Source organism: Pseudoalteromonas issachenkonii (assembly GCF_002310795.1).
GTDB classification, from domain to species: Bacteria; Pseudomonadota; Gammaproteobacteria; order Enterobacterales; family Alteromonadaceae; genus Pseudoalteromonas; species Pseudoalteromonas tetraodonis.
The window spans coordinates 279,103-296,592 of record NZ_CP011030.1 but is presented as its reverse complement, the minus strand read 5'-3'; the positions used below and the strand labels follow the sequence as shown (position 1 = coordinate 296,592).

General features: G+C 40.6%; 14 protein-coding genes. 5 read left to right on the top strand and 9 right to left on the bottom strand.

What is annotated here, in order from left to right:
* Positions 1–225: 225 nt before the first annotated feature.
* Positions 226–882, top strand: coding sequence for a ribosome biogenesis GTP-binding protein YihA/YsxC (yihA, locus tag PISS_RS01365; RefSeq protein ID WP_058154050.1), 657 nt, complete (start codon positions 226–228; stop codon positions 880–882).
* On the opposite strand, the gene PISS_RS01360 is transcribed toward yihA, so the two are convergent.
* From PISS_RS01360 to polA, 3 genes are all read right to left on the bottom strand, one after another.
* Positions 883–1,401: a DUF1285 domain-containing protein gene (locus PISS_RS01360; protein ID WP_013463875.1), complete on the bottom strand. Its 519-nt coding sequence runs from the start codon at positions 1,399–1,401 to the stop codon at positions 883–885.
* Positions 1,398–1,985, bottom strand: coding sequence for a YceI family protein (locus tag PISS_RS01355; protein WP_013463874.1), 588 nt, complete (start codon positions 1,983–1,985; stop codon positions 1,398–1,400). The genes PISS_RS01360 and PISS_RS01355 overlap by 4 nt, the downstream gene beginning before the upstream one ends.
* 500 nt (positions 1,986–2,485) lie before the next feature.
* Complete coding sequence (gene polA / locus PISS_RS01350; protein ID WP_024602128.1) at positions 2,486–5,221, bottom strand: DNA polymerase I; 2,736 nt, start codon at positions 5,219–5,221, stop codon at positions 2,486–2,488.
* A 510-nt stretch (positions 5,222–5,731) separates the two neighbouring features.
* Here polA and elbB point away from each other — a divergent pair.
* From elbB to PISS_RS01335, 3 genes are all read left to right on the top strand, one after another.
* Positions 5,732–6,379: an isoprenoid biosynthesis glyoxalase ElbB gene (gene elbB, locus PISS_RS01345; RefSeq protein ID WP_171040101.1), complete on the top strand. Its 648-nt coding sequence runs from the start codon at positions 5,732–5,734 to the stop codon at positions 6,377–6,379.
* Positions 6,380–6,602: 223 nt separating this feature from the next.
* On the top strand, positions 6,603–6,995 hold the full coding sequence (locus PISS_RS01340) for a c-type cytochrome (RefSeq protein ID WP_016899314.1): 393 nt from the start codon (positions 6,603–6,605) through the stop codon (positions 6,993–6,995).
* Between the two features lie 174 nt (positions 6,996–7,169).
* A complete protein-coding gene (locus PISS_RS01335; protein ID WP_013463870.1) occupies positions 7,170–9,734 on the top strand; it encodes a bifunctional diguanylate cyclase/phosphodiesterase in 2,565 nt (854 codons plus the stop codon).
* A 13-nt stretch (positions 9,735–9,747) separates the two neighbouring features.
* On the opposite strand, the gene rep is transcribed toward PISS_RS01335, so the two are convergent.
* A complete protein-coding gene (gene rep / locus PISS_RS01330) occupies positions 9,748–11,766 on the bottom strand; it encodes a DNA helicase Rep (RefSeq protein ID WP_016899315.1) in 2,019 nt (672 codons plus the stop codon).
* Between the two features lie 113 nt (positions 11,767–11,879).
* Here rep and ubiK point away from each other — a divergent pair, with 113 nt between their 5' ends.
* Positions 11,880–12,143 (top strand): ubiquinone biosynthesis accessory factor UbiK, encoded by a 264-nt coding sequence (gene ubiK, locus PISS_RS01325; RefSeq protein ID WP_008112735.1) that lies wholly within the window; start codon positions 11,880–11,882, stop codon positions 12,141–12,143.
* A gap of 48 nt (positions 12,144–12,191) precedes the next feature.
* On the opposite strand, the gene PISS_RS01320 is transcribed toward ubiK, so the two are convergent.
* The 5 genes from PISS_RS01320 to ilvA form a co-directional block, all read right to left on the bottom strand.
* The gene (locus PISS_RS01320) at positions 12,192–12,836 is read right to left on the bottom strand and encodes an NAD(P)H-binding protein (RefSeq protein WP_024602125.1); all 645 of its coding nucleotides are present in this window, start codon (positions 12,834–12,836) and stop codon (positions 12,192–12,194) included.
* Between the two features lies 1 nt (position 12,837).
* Positions 12,838–13,503, bottom strand: a complete 666-nt coding sequence (gene can, locus PISS_RS01315) for a carbonate dehydratase (RefSeq protein WP_024602124.1) — start codon at positions 13,501–13,503, stop codon at positions 12,838–12,840.
* 10 nt (positions 13,504–13,513) lie between these two features.
* Positions 13,514–14,698, bottom strand: coding sequence for a methyltransferase (locus PISS_RS01310; RefSeq protein ID WP_058154049.1), 1,185 nt, complete (start codon positions 14,696–14,698; stop codon positions 13,514–13,516).
* Between the two features lie 108 nt (positions 14,699–14,806).
* Positions 14,807–15,790: an ABC transporter substrate-binding protein gene (locus tag PISS_RS01305; protein WP_058154048.1), complete on the bottom strand. Its 984-nt coding sequence runs from the start codon at positions 15,788–15,790 to the stop codon at positions 14,807–14,809.
* 144 nt (positions 15,791–15,934) lie between these two features.
* Positions 15,935–17,488, bottom strand: coding sequence for a threonine ammonia-lyase, biosynthetic (ilvA, locus tag PISS_RS01300; RefSeq protein ID WP_058154047.1), 1,554 nt, complete (start codon positions 17,486–17,488; stop codon positions 15,935–15,937).
* Between the last annotated feature and the right edge of the window lie 2 nt (positions 17,489–17,490).

Genomic DNA, 17,490 nt, shown 5'->3' with positions numbered 1-17,490 from the left:
ATATTCTACACGATATTAAATTCTCTGGCACGTTTTCTACACACATTAAACCTATAAATTATAGGGTTTTGAGTAAAATTAAACGCTAAGCCAGTTAAAATGTACTGTCAGCAATGATCTTACATGCTCAAATACACTTTTTAATAGCTACTTTATAGTATAAAATACGCGCCACGGGTGAATTTGGTTTACCCAATGTTATTTTTTTAAGTTTTAGGAGAGCCTGTGCTCAAATCTCGTATCAAGTATAACACTGCGTCTTTTGTTACAAGCGCGCCAGACATCACTAAATTACCTGCTGATACGGGAATTGAAGTCGCGTTTGCCGGTCGCTCTAATGCAGGTAAATCAAGTGCGCTAAATGCCCTAACCGATCAAAAGTTAGCACGAACCAGTAAAACACCCGGCCGTACTCAGCTGATCAACACCTTTGAACTTGCCGATGTAGATAATATGCGCCTAATTGACCTACCTGGCTATGGGTTTGCAAAAGTGCCGATTGAAATGAAAAAGAAATGGCAAAAATCGCTAGGCGAATACCTGCAAAAACGTCAAAGTTTAAAAGGTATTGTGGTATTAATGGATATTCGTCATCCATTAAAAGATTTAGACCGCGACTTAATTAATTGGGCTGTAGGCAGTGAAATTCCGGTATTGGCACTATTAACTAAAGCCGATAAGCTAAAGCAAGGTCCGCGTAAATCACAAGTTCTTAGCGTACGTCGTGAGTTAAGTGAATTAGATGGCGATATTACGGTTCATGCATTTTCATCACTTAAAGGCACCGGCTTACCAGAACTCGCTAAAAAGCTAGATGAGTGGTATTTAGGCCCAATCGTGGCCGTTCCACCTGCTGATTTAGTAGCGCCAGATAGCGAATAATTACTGTAAGTAAAATTTCTGCTGTGCGGAGGTAATAAAATAGCCGAGCTCATCTGTTTCGGCTATTTCAGCCCACTGATAAAACACATTTCGCGCAACTCGCGCAAAGCAGCCGTAGGGTAACTGCATATAAGGCACAGCCGCACCTTTGTAGTCATTGATATAAAGTGACTCAGAACGACTTAATAGCCATGTGCGGTTTAAGTTATCAATACAACAAATAACACTTCCCTCTGATGTCTTTTCACTATGCCAATTTACAATAATAAAAGGCGCATCCTTCACCTCAATCGCGATTTTTTCTACGGGTGTTTTTAAGTAAAACTGCCCATCTTCGTTGCATAATACACTGGCAAAAAGTTTCACCATTGATTGACGGGTAATTTCACTACCTGCGTAAAACCATTTACCTTGCTCATCAATCAATAATGGTAACTGCCCGCAGTGAGCGGGCTGCCATTGTTCAAAAGGTTTGCTTGGCTCGCTGAGTTGCTTGCTAAGCTCGTTAAGTGAAATCACTGTTTTTTAAATGTCAGTGCAAAAGTAACTGGCACGGCAGTAGCAATTGAAGGTAATCCGGCTAATTTTTGTAACTGCATTACCCCTTCGGTGATCTTAAAGTCATCACTGTTGATAATGATAGGAGTGAATGATGCCACACTTAAATCTCCATTGGCCGCACTGCTTACGAGTACATCAACAGCAAGTGGCTTTTTATGACCATGAAAGTCTAGCTCAGCGCTAATACCTTTTAATACGTACTGCCCTGGTTGCTTAATAAGTGACAACTTATCAGATAAGTCAGCGGTTAATACTGCGTTTGCAAACGTGTCAGACTCAAACAATATCTTACTTAAACGTTCGTTACGGATTGGGATAAAGGTTTCGGCTGAGGTTAAATCAACGTTTACGCTAAATTGACCCTGATCGCTCAGCTGCCCTGCTAACTGAGTAAAGTGACTTGCTTCAGCAATGCTATTTTTTTTAATTGATACAAAACTTAATTGGCTTTTATCGTTCAATAGTTGCCAGTTTGCCGATGCAGCACCTGAAACTAGTAAACATGATAAAGATAAACCTGCGATAGCTAACGTTTTAAACATAATGCACTCCTAAAATAAAAAGACTTATACCGGTAAAAATAATACTTTGATCAGCCCAGCTGAAAATCATTAGTTACTGTGTGGTAAATCGAAAATGCTAAGTAGACTGATGGTATCACTTGAAACGCTAAGTGCAATTAGAGAATAAATTTAACGCTTGGATGCAAGGCAATAAAAAAACGGCCCATCAAATATATGATAGGCCGATATAGCAAACTGGGGAGAAGCTATTAATACGTTGCATCTTACGATGCATCATCAACAGGATGTCCTACAGGATGAGGACGGGCGGCACTTTACCAAAAGCAAGTGTAAAAATACAAGCATATTATTGATAATCGTAGCGAATTGACGAACCTCTAACGATTTAATACAAACTGCTGTTTAATTTAACTTTTTTTTAACCTGCAAGATAAAGAAAAAGCGCCTAGCGGCGCTTTATGATTCTCTTTTTGGACTCTGTATTTGGCCTATATTAAAACCAGTACAGTAGCGCTAAATTAGTGTGCTTGTTCCCAGTTATCACCTTCGTCAGCTTCAACAATAAGTGGTACATCTAACTGCGCCGCTTGTGACATCAGCTCACAAATCTGTTTGGTATATTGCTCAGTACATTCTGTTTTAATCTCAAATACCAATTCATCGTGTACCTGCATGAGCAGCTTAACTGTATTAGGTGCTTGCTGATTAACCCAAGTATGCACGCTTAACATCGCTTTTTTAATAATATCAGCCGCAGTGCCTTGCATCGGCGCATTAATTGCTGCGCGCTCAGCGCCTTTGCGACGAGCACCATTACGCGCATTTATTTCTGGTAAATGTAAGCGACGGCCAAAAATTGTTTCTACATAGCCATTTTCGGCCGCTTTTTCACGCGTTGTTTCCATGTACTCTAAAACACCTGGAAAACGCTCAAAATATTTATCGATATAATGCTGCGCTTCATGGCGTGGTACATCAAGTTGACGTGCTAAGCCAAATGCCGACATGCCATAAATTAAGCCAAAGTTTACCGCTTTAGCTTTACGGCGCATATCTGATGTTACATCTTCAAGCTCAACCCCAAATACTTCAGCAGCCGTGGCACTGTGAACATCTAAGCCATTAGCAAATGCGCTTAGTAATCCCTTATCTTGCGAGAGATGCGCCATAATACGCAGTTCTATTTGGCTGTAATCGGCAGCCACAATTTTATATCCATCTGCGGCAATAAACGCTTCACGAATACGACGTCCTTCCTCTGAACGAATAGGAATATTTTGTAAATTAGGATCGCTTGAGCTTAATCGACCCGTTGCTGTTACCGCTTGGTGATAAGAAGTATGCACTCGCTGCGTGCGTTCATTGACTATCAAGGGTAACTTATCGGTGTAGGTTGATTTGAGCTTAGATAAACCACGATGCTCAATAATCACTTTAGGCAGCGGGTAATCGTGTGCTAACTCTTGCAGTACTTCTTCTGCTGTAGAGGGCGCGCCTTTAGGTGTTTTTTTGATAACGGGCAATTCGAGCTTTTCAAATAACAGCACCTGTAGTTGCTTTGGTGAGCTTAAGTTAAACGGTTCGCCCGCGATTTCAAACGCTTCTTTTTCAAGCTCAAGTAATCGCTCACCTAAACGTTGGCTATGCGTGGCCAACATGTTGCTGTCGATAGCAACACCGGTGCGTTCAATATCAGAAATAACACTTACTAGTGGCATTTCTATATCTTCAAACACCGATTTTAGTTTTTCATCCGCTTCAAGTTTCGGCCATAACACTTGGTGCAAACGCAAAGTAATATCGGCATCTTCAGCGGCATAAGGCGCTGCTTTTTCAAGTTCTATTTGATTAAATGTAAGCTGCTTTTTACCTTTACCAGCAATATCTTCAAAGCTAATATTTTTGTGGCCTAAGTATTTAAGCGCCAACGAGTCCATATCATGACGGGTGCCTACGCTATTAAATACATAAGACTCCAGCATAGTGTCGAACTTAATACCATTTAATTCGTAGCCTGCATTGGCAAGCACGCTTTTATCGTATTTTAGATTTTGACCTACTTTAGCTTTATTTTCGTCTGCTAATATTGGCCCCAACTTTTGCATCACAAATTCAAGGCTTAACTGATCGGGCGCATCGGGGTAATCGTGTGCTATTGGTAAATAAGCCGCTTCCCCTGCTTTAACCGCAAAGCTCATACCGACCAATTGCGCTTTCATATACTCTAAACTGGTTGTTTCTGTATCAAAAGCAAATAGCTCAGCTTCATTAAGCTGTTCTATTAATGTCTCAAATTGGGCCTCAGTTAAAATAGTTTCATAGTGCGCATCTTCAACTTTTGGCAGCTCATTCTCTTGCGTTGGTACTGCTAAATGTGTGTCGGCATCTTTTGGGTTGTCTAGCAATTCAGCTAGCCAACGACGAAACTCACATTCACCGTATAAGGCAATTAATTCGTCTTTATTCGGTGTTTGTAATTTAAAAGTATCAAGATCAGATTCAACCTCAACATCACATTTAATAGTGGCAAGCTCATAGCTTAACGGTAAATGATCAATCGCTTTTGCCAGTTTCTCGCCTATTTTACCTTTTATATCAGAAGCATTATCAATTACGCCCTGAAGCGATCCGTACTTTTGTAACCATTTAACTGCTGTTTTAGGTCCACAACCCTCAACGCCAGGAATATTATCTACTTTGTCGCCCATTAAAGCTAAATAATCGATAATAAGTTCAGGTCCAACACCAAACTTTTCAACCACAGTTTCGGGATCTGAAATACTGTCGGTCATGGTATTAATCAAGGTTACATGCTCATTGACCAACTGCGCCATATCTTTATCACCAGTCGATACCAGCACATGACGTTGTTGCTCAGAGGCAATCCGTGCAAAAGTACCGATTACGTCATCGGCTTCCACGCCCTCAATACTAATTAACGGAAAACCCATTGCTTTGATAATACTGTGCAGCGGCGCTATTTGAGTACGCAGATCATCAGGCATTGGCGGACGGTTCGCTTTATACTCACTGTACATATCATTTCTGAAGGTTTTACCTTTGGCGTCAAATACCACCACCATATGTGAGGGATCATATTGTTTGATCAAACTTTTAAGCATGTTTACCACGCCATAAATGGCACCGGTGGCCTCACCCTTAGAGTTCGTTAGATGTGGTGGTGAATGATAAGCACGAAACAAATATGAAGAGCCATCAACTAAAATAAGCGGGTTTTCGGGGATCTGAGCCATGGTAAAATTGGATCCTAAATACAAAAAAGTAATATGAGTGTAAGCATGCCATAAGGCAGTAAATAAAACGACTGTGAATTAATGTGAGTAATCGCGCTACATTTTTAGTAAGTTGTGGATAACTATGTAGATAACACCCACAAGCAATTCATCCGAAGCATCTTGAAATGCCTAGATTAATTTGTAATTTATTGTTTTGTTTTAAAAAAGATAATTCGAGGTTCTTTTTTATTATTTTTTTATTAATGTGGAAAAAGCATTTATACCGTCACTGGTTTTATAACCCACCTTAATTATTTACGTCCATTTAAATAACTGGATGAGCATTCTAGCATAATGGATCAAAGATCATAGCGATCCTTTATAATTTTTTTCATGGCTACTAATCACTAAATGGCATATAGCGCATAACAACGTGCTTTGCGCCTAAAAAACGAGCAAATAAATTTTTAAATCGGCTGATTCATCGTGTTAAACTTTATTTAAGAGACTTTAATGGAGCGAAATGATATGAAAAATATAGCTGTAATTTTAGCAGGTTGTGGTGTGTTTGATGGTAGTGAAATTAATGAGGTGGTACTGACTTTATTACACATTGAAAAAAATAATGCTCAGTATCAGTGCTTTGCACCTGATATAGAGCAGTACCACACCATTAATCACATCACTGGTGAAGAAATAGCACAGCCGCGAAATGTATTAGTTGAATCAGCTCGCATCACCCGTGGCAATATAAAGTCACTCGCTGAATTAGACGTTACACAATTTGATGCACTCATTATCCCTGGGGGCTTCGGGGTAGCTAAAAATCTATCTGACTTTGCTATTAATGGCACTAACGCTAAAGTAAACGAGGCAGTACTTAGCGCTTGTAAAGCGTTTGCGGATGCAAAAAAAGCCACGGGTTACATGTGTATTGCACCGGCTCTATTGCCTTTTATTTATCATAAACCTCAGCTTACTATTGGTAATGATAGCGACACAGCCGAGGCTCTTAGCACATTAGGCGCTGAACACGTAGAGTGTAAAGTGGATGATATTGTTATTGATAAAAGCAATAAACTCGTTACGACACCGGCCTATATGTTGGCACAGTCTATTATGGATGCAGATGCAGGAATCGATAAGTTAGTGCGTAACGTATTAGCTATGAGTTAGTCGTAAGGGCTTTGATCGCATTAAAGGCGTGATGATCCCGTTTTATAATTTAACTATGCGCTAAACCATGTAATTTTATTGAGTTAAGACAATCATTAGTCGTATTTCTAAATAAAATCGACTCTGAGCATTTTATAAATGACTTAGTGGAGTTATAATTGGTTTAAATTCCGTCATTTAAAATCGTGATTGATCACGTTCAAATTGAAGTGGGCAAGGCAAAATGAAAAAACTATCAGCTGCAGCATTACTTGTGCTAGCAACCACCGCATACGCACAGCCATATGATAACTCTATGACTGAAGATGCAATTAAAAAACGTTTAGCGCCTATCGGTGCTGTTTACCTTGAAGGTGAAAAAGTAGCGGTTGCTGCACCAACAGGGCCTCGTTCAGGCGAGCAAGTATATCAAGCGGCCTGTTTTGCTTGTCATGGTACAGGTGCTTTAGGCGCTCCTAAATCAGCTGACGATTGGGCTCCTCGTATTGCTAAAGGAAAAGATACCTTATTAGATCATGCAATCAACGGCTTCAATGCAATGCCGCCACGTGGTACATGTATGGATTGTTCTGATGATGAAATAAGCGCAGCAATCGACTTTATGACTGCTAAATAAAATCAGTCAGGCTAAAACTATAAATGAAAGGCTTACTCACAGTAAGCCTTTTTTGTTTCTAATTATCGATTTTTCGCAGCATAATTAAGATAAATATCTACTTGACGCAAAATGTTAAAAGTGGAACTATAATGATTAATAACTATACAAAAAATTATAACTGGTTAAACATCATTGGAAGATAAACTCATTGTACCGAGTAGCGTAGTGCGCCAAAATAAACGACTAAAAGCACTATTGAAAAAGTACAAACATGCCTACCACCTCCACAATGCCCTGATACAGCTATCAGAGCAAGCAAGTACTGTTGCCGAATTAACCTTACTTTACCCAGCTATTCATGACATTTTACAAAAGTATGTCCCGAGTAAAAGCTTTTATGTGGTGCTTGTTGAGCCGCAATCACAACAGTTGGAACTGTCTTATTTTTCTGATGAAAAAGATGGAATTTCTGTACCACTTAATCGGGAGAATAATTTTGAAGAAGGCGCAACGGGTTATGTGTTTAAGCAAGGAAAGACCACTTATTTCACTAAGCAACAAATGCATGATGCTGCACAGCAAGGCTTATTCAAAGCATTAGGTACACCTGCAGAACACTGGGTAGGCGTTCCAGTTTATCAAGAAAAAAATATTATTGGCGTATTAGCAGCGCAAAGTTACGACACTGAGCAAGGTTATAGTTCGCAACAAATAAACCTACTTGAAGCAATGTCACTTTATTTAGCGACAGCTATTGAACGCGTTAAGAAACGAGAGTTGCTCGAATCAGAAGTAAAACTAAGAACCCGTGCATTAACGCAAAGCAATGATGCTTTAAATGTTGAAATACAACAGCGAAAAAGCGCCCTGCAACGCCAGCAAATATTATTTAAAATTTCAGAGCTGACAACTCAAGCTAAAAACCTAGATGATGCTTATTTTCAAATACACGAAATAATAAAAACCATCACTTACGCAAAAAATCTTTATATTGCCTTGTATGATAAAGAAACGGGCTGGATTAGTTTTCCTTACAGTGTTGACGAATTTCAAGGCAGCACCCAACCAAGGCGCTTTGCAAAAGGGTACAGTGAGCTGGTGATCAGCACCGAAGAAACACAAATAATTCACCCGCAAAGAGCACAAGAGTTATTAGATAGTGGCATTGTAGAGCGTGAAAAACCAATTGATGAATCTAGAAGAGCCACCAGCTGGCTTGGCGCTCCGCTAAAAACATCGCAAGGAGTTATAGGTTTAATTGTTTGCCAAGCTTATAATAATGAACACCTTTTCACACAAGATGATGCAGAACTCATAACCTTTGTATCGCATCAAATTGCCACGGTATTACAAACAAAATTAGCCTCACAGGCGCTGAAAAAGAGCCACCAAGAGCTCGCTTCTCGAGTAAACGAAAAAACCAAAGAGCTAAGCCAAGCAAATTTGCATTTACAGATGCAAATTGATGAGCGTAAAAAAATAGAGCAGCAGCTGTATCACGATGCGCACCATGACTCATTAACAAGCTTGCCTAATCGTAATTTATTTTTAACGCAGCTAGAAAAAACGCTACAGTTTTACCAACGTCACCCTGATGAGCACTTTGCGGTACTGTTTATTGACCTTGATAAATTTAAAGATATAAACGACCAGCTTGGGCACCATGCCGGAGACGAATTTTTAATTAGCGTGGGTCAGTTGTTCTCTCAATGTATCCGTGAGCATGATTTATTAGCACGCTTAGGGGGAGATGAATTTGTAATTTTACTCACTCATTTAACCGAGCCAAACCAAGCTGAAGATGTTGCAAATCGAATCATCAACATCATGCGAAAACCTTTTTGTACAAAAGGTATTTGTGTGCAAAGCGGCGCGAGTATTGGTATCACTTATTCAAAACAAAGCTATAAACATACAGATGAAATTATTAGAGATGCTGATGCCGCAATGTATTACGCTAAAAACTCTGGTAAAAATCGCTTCGAATTATTTCACCCGTTACTCACAGAGCCAATGCTGCAACATGAGTCACAAACATTGCACCATCTTGATGTATTACCTATGACGTTTCGTAGCTCAGATATTATTTCTATGGATGAGCATTATCAATATGCCTCATTATTTGAAGCGTTTGGTGAACACCCTGTACTTGGCTTTACTAGTTTTGATATTTTAAAGAAATTTGCAAGTGATAAAGAACAGCATATAAAAGTAGAACTCCAACTGATTTTACAAGCGTATCAACAAGCGAAAGACTCTGAAATAAGCGTTGCTCTTCTGCCTTGCTCAAGTCTGCTTTTAGAAAAGCATGAGTTCTCTTTATTAACTGCTGCACTAAAGCAGCCATTAAACATTGATCCACTTTGTTTGTTGTTTGATGATCAAGAATTACGTTACGCCAGTGCGCTGCAACTAGAAAACTTAAAACAGCTTAAAGCGCTGGGCTACTCTATTGGTCTAAATAATTTCGCAAAGGATAAATGCGAGCTTAATTTAGTGACCGAGATAGAATTTGATTACTTACTATTAAGCTCCACTTTCAGTAAACGAATATTGCAGCAGGAATGCTATGACTTGCAGCTACAAGGTTTGCTGGCTATCACTAAACTTAAACACATTAAAGTGATTGCTAAAGGCCCGTCAATATTAAACTTCAGAGCCCTTTTAGATAAGCATGGCTTGAACTTGTTTGTTGCCAAACAGCACCCACTTAAAAGCGCGATACGTTCAACACTTATAAGCTCAGAATCAAAATAACGCTAAACACATGCTATTGTGGTTTTTTTAGCATTGCCCTTAAATTTGCAACCCGAGCTTGGCCTTTTTCCATGCGTTCAGCTTGAGTATTAGGCGCTTTTTTGTTTTCAAAGGCTAAGTCATCTTGTGGTAGCTCTTGCACAAACCGGCTGAGCTCCGTTTGCGATGTTTCACCAAATTGACGACGAATTTTAGCATACGTTAAGGTTAGCTCTTGCTGCGCGCGGGTAATACCTACATAGGCAAGGCGGCGCTCTTCATCTACATTATCCTCATCAATGCTTACTTGGTGTGGTAATAGCCCCTCTTCCATGCCTACCATAAATACATAAGGGTACTCGAGTCCCTTTGAAGCATGCAGCGTAAGTAATTGTACTGCATCTGCTTCATCTTCTTCCTCGTTACGCTCTAGCATATCGCGCAGGGTCAATTTACTAACCACTTCAGCTAACGTCATTGGCGGATTATCGGCATCGCCAGTCAGCATATCGGTGATCCAACGGTACAGCTCCGAGACATTTTTCATCCGCATTTCGGCGGCTTTGGCACTCGGTGATGATTCATATAAATAGGCTTCATAATTAATATTTCGCACTAAATCTTTGACCGCTTCTAAGGTATCGCTGCGTACTGCGTTATCCGACAGCTCAACCACCCAACGGGCAAACCCAGCTAACGCATTAAAACCACGTCCTTTTAGTCTGTATCCTAAGTCGTTATCAAAACAGGTGGCAAACAAGCTTTGATGTTTTTCATTGGCTAAGGTGCCTAGTTTTTCAAGCGTCACCGTGCCTATTTCACGCCGTGGCGTATTCACGATTCTTAAAAAGGCATTGTCATCATCTTGGTTCACTAAAAGACGTAAGTAAGCCATGATATCTTTAATTTCAGAACGTGAAAAAAACGACATCCCGCCGCTAATTTTATAAGGTATACGGTTACTCATTAACGACTTTTCAAAACCACGCGCTTGGTGATTACCCCGGTACAAAATCGCGTAATCTTTATAGCTGGTGCGCTTCATAAACTTATGAGAAATAATCTCTGCAACCACACGCTCAGACTCATGCTCTTCATCGCGACAACCAATGACTTTAATTTGCTCACCATAGCCAAGTTCACTAAAGAGCTTTTTTTCAAACTCATGGGGGTTATTTGCAATTAATATATTAGCCGCTTTAAGAATGCGCCCTGCACTACGGTAATTTTGCTCTAGTTTTATTAATCTTAATCCTGGATAGTCTTTACTTAATAGCACCAAGTTTTGTGGGCGAGCACCACGCCAAGAGTAAATTGACTGATCGTCATCTCCTACCACAGTAAAGCGTGCACGTTCACCAACCAGCAATTTTACTAATTGGTATTGGCTGGTATTAGTATCTTGGTATTCATCCACCAGTAAATACCGAAAACGCTGCTGCCAACGTTCACGTGAAGTGGCGTTACTGCTTAAAAGCAGCGTGGGGATCATAATTAAATCATCAAAGTCGAGTGCATTATAAGCGCGAAGTTGGTTTTGATAGCGTGCGTACAATTGAGCGAACAAGGCTTTTTGTGGCTCTCTGGCTTCGCGAATAGCTTGCTCTGGTAAAATGAGTTCATTCTTCCAGCTACCAATTTGCATTTTAAGTAGATTAAGTAAGTCTTTGTCTTTTTTAAGCTCATCTTCGGTTAAATCACCGAGTAGTTGATTCGTATCTTGGTCGTCAAACAGCGAAAAACCAGGCTTAAAACCCAGTGTTTTTAACTCTTTTTTGATGATTTCAAGCCCGAGTGTATGAAATGTAGAGACCCATAAACCTTTAGACTCTTGCTTTCCTAAGGTTTGCAAAACCCGCTCGCGCATTTCTTTAGCCGCTTTATTGGTAAAGGTAACCGCCGCAATATTACGCGCTTGATACTCACACTTCTGTACTAAGTAAGCAATTTTGTTGGTGATAACTCGTGTTTTACCCGAGCCTGCGCCAGCTAATACTAAGCAAGGACCACTGATGTACTTTACCGCTTCATCTTGTTTAGGATTGAGTTTCATAACGACCAGCTGATTGCAAAAAGACGGGCAATTTTAACGTAATCACTACAATACGCCTAGCCAATAAGGTAATATTAGTTATTATCATTTTAGGCAACAGGCAAGGGACGACTATGATTAACCCAGCAAAACTTGAAGAAATTGCGAAACAGATCACTAATAACATGCCACAAGGTGTAAAAAACCTGGCTGATACACTTGAAGGTAAAACCAAGCAAGTGTTACAAAATAAGCTTGCCGAAATGGACTTTGTAAGCCGTGAAGAGTTTGATATTCAAAGCCAAGTGCTGATCCGCACCCGTGAAAAGCTAACTGAATTAGAAGCAAAAGTAGCGATACTTGAACAGCAATTATCGGCAAAAACAGACGCAGAATAATAAATATAACGCCATAGACGAACCTGCTTTATGGCGCTAATCACTCAGTTATTCAAATAGCTCGTCGAGCACATAGTAACCCGTTGCTTGTTGCTGCTCTATGCTCACCCTTAGCAATTTATTAGCTACTTGCTCACCGGTTATTGGTCTATACCGTTTGAAGATGCCAAAACGCGTTAACAGTGGCAGTACTACCTCACCTAACTTTTCTGCAATTCTAAGCTCTGATCGCTCGCCGACTAACAAAGACGGTTGCAATATACTCAAGCGCGAAAAACCAAGCTGCTTTACCTGCTGCTCAAGTTCCCCTTTGATTTTTAGGTAACGGCTCATGCTATGCGCATTTGCGCCACTTGATGACAACAAACAATAATGAGGAACACCGTTATTAGCCGCCATTTGCGCACAAATAAATTGGTATTCAAAATCAACTTTACGCTGTCCTGCTTCGCTTCCAGCTTGCTTTAACGTGGTGCCTAAGCAGGAAAAAAACACGTCACCTTTGAATAACTCAACGTAATGTGTCAGGTTCTCAAAATCAATAACATGGCTAGTTAATTTAGGATGAGAAAAGTCTAATTGGCGGCGCGATAAGCTCACTACTTTCGTATAGCAAGGAGATGCTAACAGCTGTTGTAATAACTGGCTGCCCACTAAGCCGGTACTGCCGATTATTAACGCCGTTTTAGCCATATTAAGCGTGACTACCCGCTGACTTGTTCAGTACATGGTGTACTGCCTTTTTATAGCTAGTGCATTCTTCTTCAGCGCAGCTAACTACCGACTCTAAATCATGCAGGTGACCGTTTTCTAATCCATATACCCAGCCATGCACTGTGAGCTCTTGACCTCGTAACCAAGCATCTTGAACAATGCTAGTGCGCGATACGTTACGCACTTGCTCAATCACATTAAGCTCAATTAAACGATCAAGACGCTGTTTTTCTGGTAGAGCATTAAGTTGCTCTAAATGCTTTTCTTTTACATCACCAACGTGGCGTAGCCAGTTATCAATAAAGCCAAAGCGATCTTCGTTTAATACCGCTTGTACACCACCACAACCGTAGTGGCCAACAACCATAATATGTTTAACTTTTAATACTTCAACCGCATACTGCATAACCGATAAGCAATTATGATCTGTGTGCACTACCACGTTGGCAACATTACGATGCACAAACAATTCACCTGGTAATAAATCAACAATTTGATTAGCAGGAACTCGTGAGTCAGAGCAACCAATCCATAAATATTCTGGATTTTGTTGCATCGATAAAATTTTAAAAAATTCGGGATTAGCTTCGCTCGTTCTAGATGCCCAGCGTTTATTATTTTCTAGTAGGTTATTTAAATTTCTCATTACATCTCTTTTAGGTCGAGGGCGTTAAACTGGCTAAAATTAAAATATTACGGGGTGTTAATTGCTTCTCACAAAATGTACTAACACTGACGTTATAGCCTTGCTGTTGCAAATATAAAGCACGATCGAGCACAAGCCAAACTTCTATTGCTCTTCTAAACACATGTCGAACCAGTTCAACTCGCTCGGTTATCTTTTTTCGCGCCTGCCCAATCAATAAAAATTTATTGTAATCAATATCTTTTGGCAGTTTGAAGGCTTTTTTATCTGCCGCCCACTTACAAAATGATTCAAACGAATCTGAAAATATTGCTTTATTCACTGAGGGCACACTAACATACGCCGACTCACCGGTGAGTGATTTTCTTAAAGCATCAAACCCGAGTCGCCACTCAACTTCTGTTTTTCGTACTTTGCCCACTCGCGATGGAGCCGTGACGGTTTCTTGCAAGGCGAGTTTTAAATCTCGATGAGTTAAATTAAGCGCACTTCGCTTCGCCTGTTCGCTCATTGCTTGATAATTATTCTCGGTAAACAAGTGATAGCAACAAGGTGAAAAACTAATTTGTGTTACTTTGGCCGCACTGGCTTGATGCATAAAAGTTTGATGTAACGCACCGCAGGCATGTAAAGCAACGGCATGGGTTTGTGGGTTAAAAAAATCCTGAGTGTTATCTGTGAGTACATCAGCTTGGCTAAATTGTATTGCAAGTCCCTGCTGCTGTGCACTTTTTTTCCCTTGTTCACACAAATGAGATTGTAGCTCAACGCTGTGTACACTCTGCGCACCATTAAAAGCTAACATTCGCCCTAAATGGCCTTTACCTGCACACCACTCTAATACAGGCTGATTACTAGTGGGCAATGCGCCAACAAAATCTTGTAGCTGAGTAAACTTTCGACCTTTAATACCATTACTGATCCAAAATGGGTACTCCTTCCGAGTGTTGGTAATGGCAGGTAATGGAACTAATCGGCTAAGTTGCTCAACAGCGGGAATATAGGATGAAAAAAACTGATAGAGCTGTTCTTGATCAGAGTCTAATTCAGCAACCGCCTGATCGGATAAAGCGCTCAAAGGAGCATGTAATTCAGGCCAAGGTAAAGCGTCAAAATCAAATGCAGTACACTGCCAATACAAGCGAGTATTCATTAGCAAAGAGTCGAGGGCAGAAAATTGCTCAGTTAAGGTCATAACAGCTTAGGATATAAAAAAGACGCTTAATTATACCAGCACAATAGCACCTGATTAAGCAGTTATTTTTTTAACCTCGCAGAGCAAGGGAATGGAGTAAGTAATCCACTAGCGCGATTTAAACATTAAACGTAAATAGAGGGGGATAGAAATAAGGCTTATTATAATAGCCGCAATCAGCATCCAAGAAAGCTGCAGTGTTTCTTGCTTTTTATATTTATAAATAAAATCAGCTTTTACTTCATCAAACTTTGTTTGATCAATCTCATATAAGTCAGCAATTAAACGCCATTTAGCCATCGACATATTACCCACAGTAGTACTCGGTGGAGCAATATAGTCTTTAAGTACCTCAGCCTCATATGCCAGTTGATGAAAACTGCGTTCAGGCGCATAAAACTGTTGGGTTATGGCAATGGCTTCATCCATATTCATTACCGCGTAGCGCCACCCTTTTAAACTTGCTTGATAAAACTTTTCTACCGTATCGGGGTGATACTTAACCATACTATCGCTGGTAAATAAAATATCCGCGTATACATCCATCCCATAACGTTGTGGACATATAAGTCGATGAGCAATACCTTGCTGATCCATATGATAAGGTAGGTCGGTAACATACACTTCTATCGCATCTAATTTATTTTCCATCCATGCTTGTTGTAATTCATCGCCTTTGTAAACAGCCAGTTTTTCGGTATCAATACCACTGCGCTTAAGCATAGTTAGTAACTCAGAATTACTCTCTTTGCTGACTTCACTTACACGCTTGTTAATAAAATCACGAGCATGAAAAATATCTGAAGTTTCTTTTACCATCCAACAGTAAGGAGAAAACTGTAATATGGCAGCCATGGCTACAAAGGGTTCACCGGCAATACGGCGTTCTAATATACCTGAATGTGCTACACCAAATTGCGCCTCTCCTCGCTCTACCGCACCAAAACTATTTGGCCGTTTTGGATCGGCAGGAACTATATTGACGTCTAAACCGGCCTCATTATAAAAGCCTTTTTGTTTGGCCATATAATAGCCAGCGAATTGAAATTGGTGCGTCCACTTTAATTGTAACGTGACTGATTCCTGCGCCATTAACTGGCTACAAAAAAAGCAGGTGCTAATTATTATTCCTTTAAGTAGCAAAGCAGGCTTCCATAAACATGATAATTAATTATAACTATATGTAAAACAGCTAATAAAGCAAGCATCGGGATAAGATGCTTGCTTAGGGTAGAGTTAGGCTAGAGCGATTTTTTCAAGCTTTTCTGCTTGAGGTTGGGTAGTTAAAAACTGAGTAAAACAGGGGTTATCGGTTTCGTCTTGGACACTGTAACCTAGCCGATTTAAGTGCTCATTAAACATCTCATATTGGCTTGGTTCAATAGCAAAGCCTGCTAATACATTCCCCATTGACCCGCCATGATTGCGGTAGTGAAATAAAGTGATATTCCAGTTACTACCCAGCGTATCTAAAAAGCGCGCCAATGCGCCTGGGTACTCTGGAAACTCAAACCTTAGTAAGCGTTCATGTAACTGCTCTGGCGCTTTACCGCCAACCATATAGCGTACATGCAGCTTTGCTAATTCGTTATCTGACAAATCGCAAAACGAATAGCCATTATCGGTTAGACTTTGTTTAAGCTCTTCAAGTTCTGCTAACCCTTGACGTAGCGCAATACCAACAAAAATTTGCGCCTCGCCAGGCCCTGCATAACGATAGTTAAACTCAGTAATGGCACGCCCACCTAAAGATGCACAAAACTGCTTAAAACTACCGCGCTTTTCATCAATGGTCACGGCTAATAAAGCTTCATTTTTCTCACCCAGCGCAGTGCGCTCAGCCACATAACGTAAGCGATCAAAGTTTAAATTAGCACCAGACAAAATAGCGGCTAAATTTAACCCCTTTAAACCCGACTGCTGAGACCACTTTTTAAGCCCTGCAGTTGCAAGCGCTCCTGAAGGCTCAGCAATAGCACGGGTTGATACAAAAATATCTTGCATGGCTGCACATATTTCATCGTCTGATACGGTAACTACTTCATCACAAAACTTTTGTGCCAGTCTGAATGTTTCGCTACCAATTATTTTAACGGCAACACCATCGGCAAAACTGCCAACGCGATCTAGCTCTACCGGCTCGCCTGCTGCTAAAGCAGCTTTTAAGCAGGCGCTTTCATTCGCCTCAACCCCTATCACTTTGATATCGGGGCGCAGCGACTTAATGTATACCGCCATACCTGCCAGCAAGCCGCCGCCGCCAACAGGAATAAATACCACATCTAAATCGTTAAGCTGTTGCATTAATTCACGGGCAACCGTACCTTGACCAACAATCACATCAGGGTCATCAAATGGCGGTACAAATACGCCGTTTCGCTGCTCAGTTAATTCCAGCGCATACGCTTTTGCGGCATCAAACTGATGGCCATGCAACACGACTTCCCCACCCAATGCCCTTACCGCATTAACCTTTATTTCAGGTGTGGTCACGGGCATCACAATGGTGGCTTTGTGCCCTAAGTGTGAGGCACTTAGTGCCACACCCTGGGCATGGTTACCTGCGGATGCGGTGATCACAACCGAGCCTTTAGGCAGCTTATTTAATTTATTAAAAGCACCGCGTAATTTAAACGAGTACACGGGTTGCTGGTCTTCACGTTTTAACCAAACATGATTACCTAATCGTGCACTCAATTCGGCCATTTCACTTACCTCAGTCACCTTGGCTAAAGGCTCCATATTGGCTTGGATAATCGCGCGAAAATAATCGAGTTCTTGAGAAACCATAC

Excerpts from the sequence above, each read along its gene's own strand:
- can (WP_024602124.1), bottom strand. The coding sequence starts at position 13,503 with ATGAGAAATTTAAATAACCTACTAGAAAATAATAAACGCTGGGCATCT.
- elbB (WP_171040101.1), top strand. The coding sequence starts at position 5,732 with ATGAAAAATATAGCTGTAATTTTAGCAGGTTGTGGTGTGTTTGATGGT.
- ubiK (WP_008112735.1), top strand. The coding sequence starts at position 11,880 with ATGATTAACCCAGCAAAACTTGAAGAAATTGCGAAACAGATCACTAAT.
- PISS_RS01340 (WP_016899314.1), top strand. The coding sequence starts at position 6,603 with ATGAAAAAACTATCAGCTGCAGCATTACTTGTGCTAGCAACCACCGCA.
- rep (WP_016899315.1), bottom strand. The coding sequence starts at position 11,766 with ATGAAACTCAATCCTAAACAAGATGAAGCGGTAAAGTACATCAGTGGT.
- ilvA (WP_058154047.1), bottom strand. The coding sequence starts at position 17,488 with ATGGTTTCTCAAGAACTCGATTATTTTCGCGCGATTATCCAAGCCAAT.
- polA (WP_024602128.1), bottom strand. The coding sequence starts at position 5,221 with ATGGCTCAGATCCCCGAAAACCCGCTTATTTTAGTTGATGGCTCTTCA.
- PISS_RS01320 (WP_024602125.1), bottom strand. The coding sequence starts at position 12,836 with ATGGCTAAAACGGCGTTAATAATCGGCAGTACCGGCTTAGTGGGCAGC.
- PISS_RS01305 (WP_058154048.1), bottom strand. The coding sequence starts at position 15,790 with ATGGCGCAGGAATCAGTCACGTTACAATTAAAGTGGACGCACCAATTT.
- PISS_RS01355 (WP_013463874.1), bottom strand. The coding sequence starts at position 1,985 with ATGTTTAAAACGTTAGCTATCGCAGGTTTATCTTTATCATGTTTACTA.
- PISS_RS01310 (WP_058154049.1), bottom strand. The coding sequence starts at position 14,698 with ATGACCTTAACTGAGCAATTTTCTGCCCTCGACTCTTTGCTAATGAAT.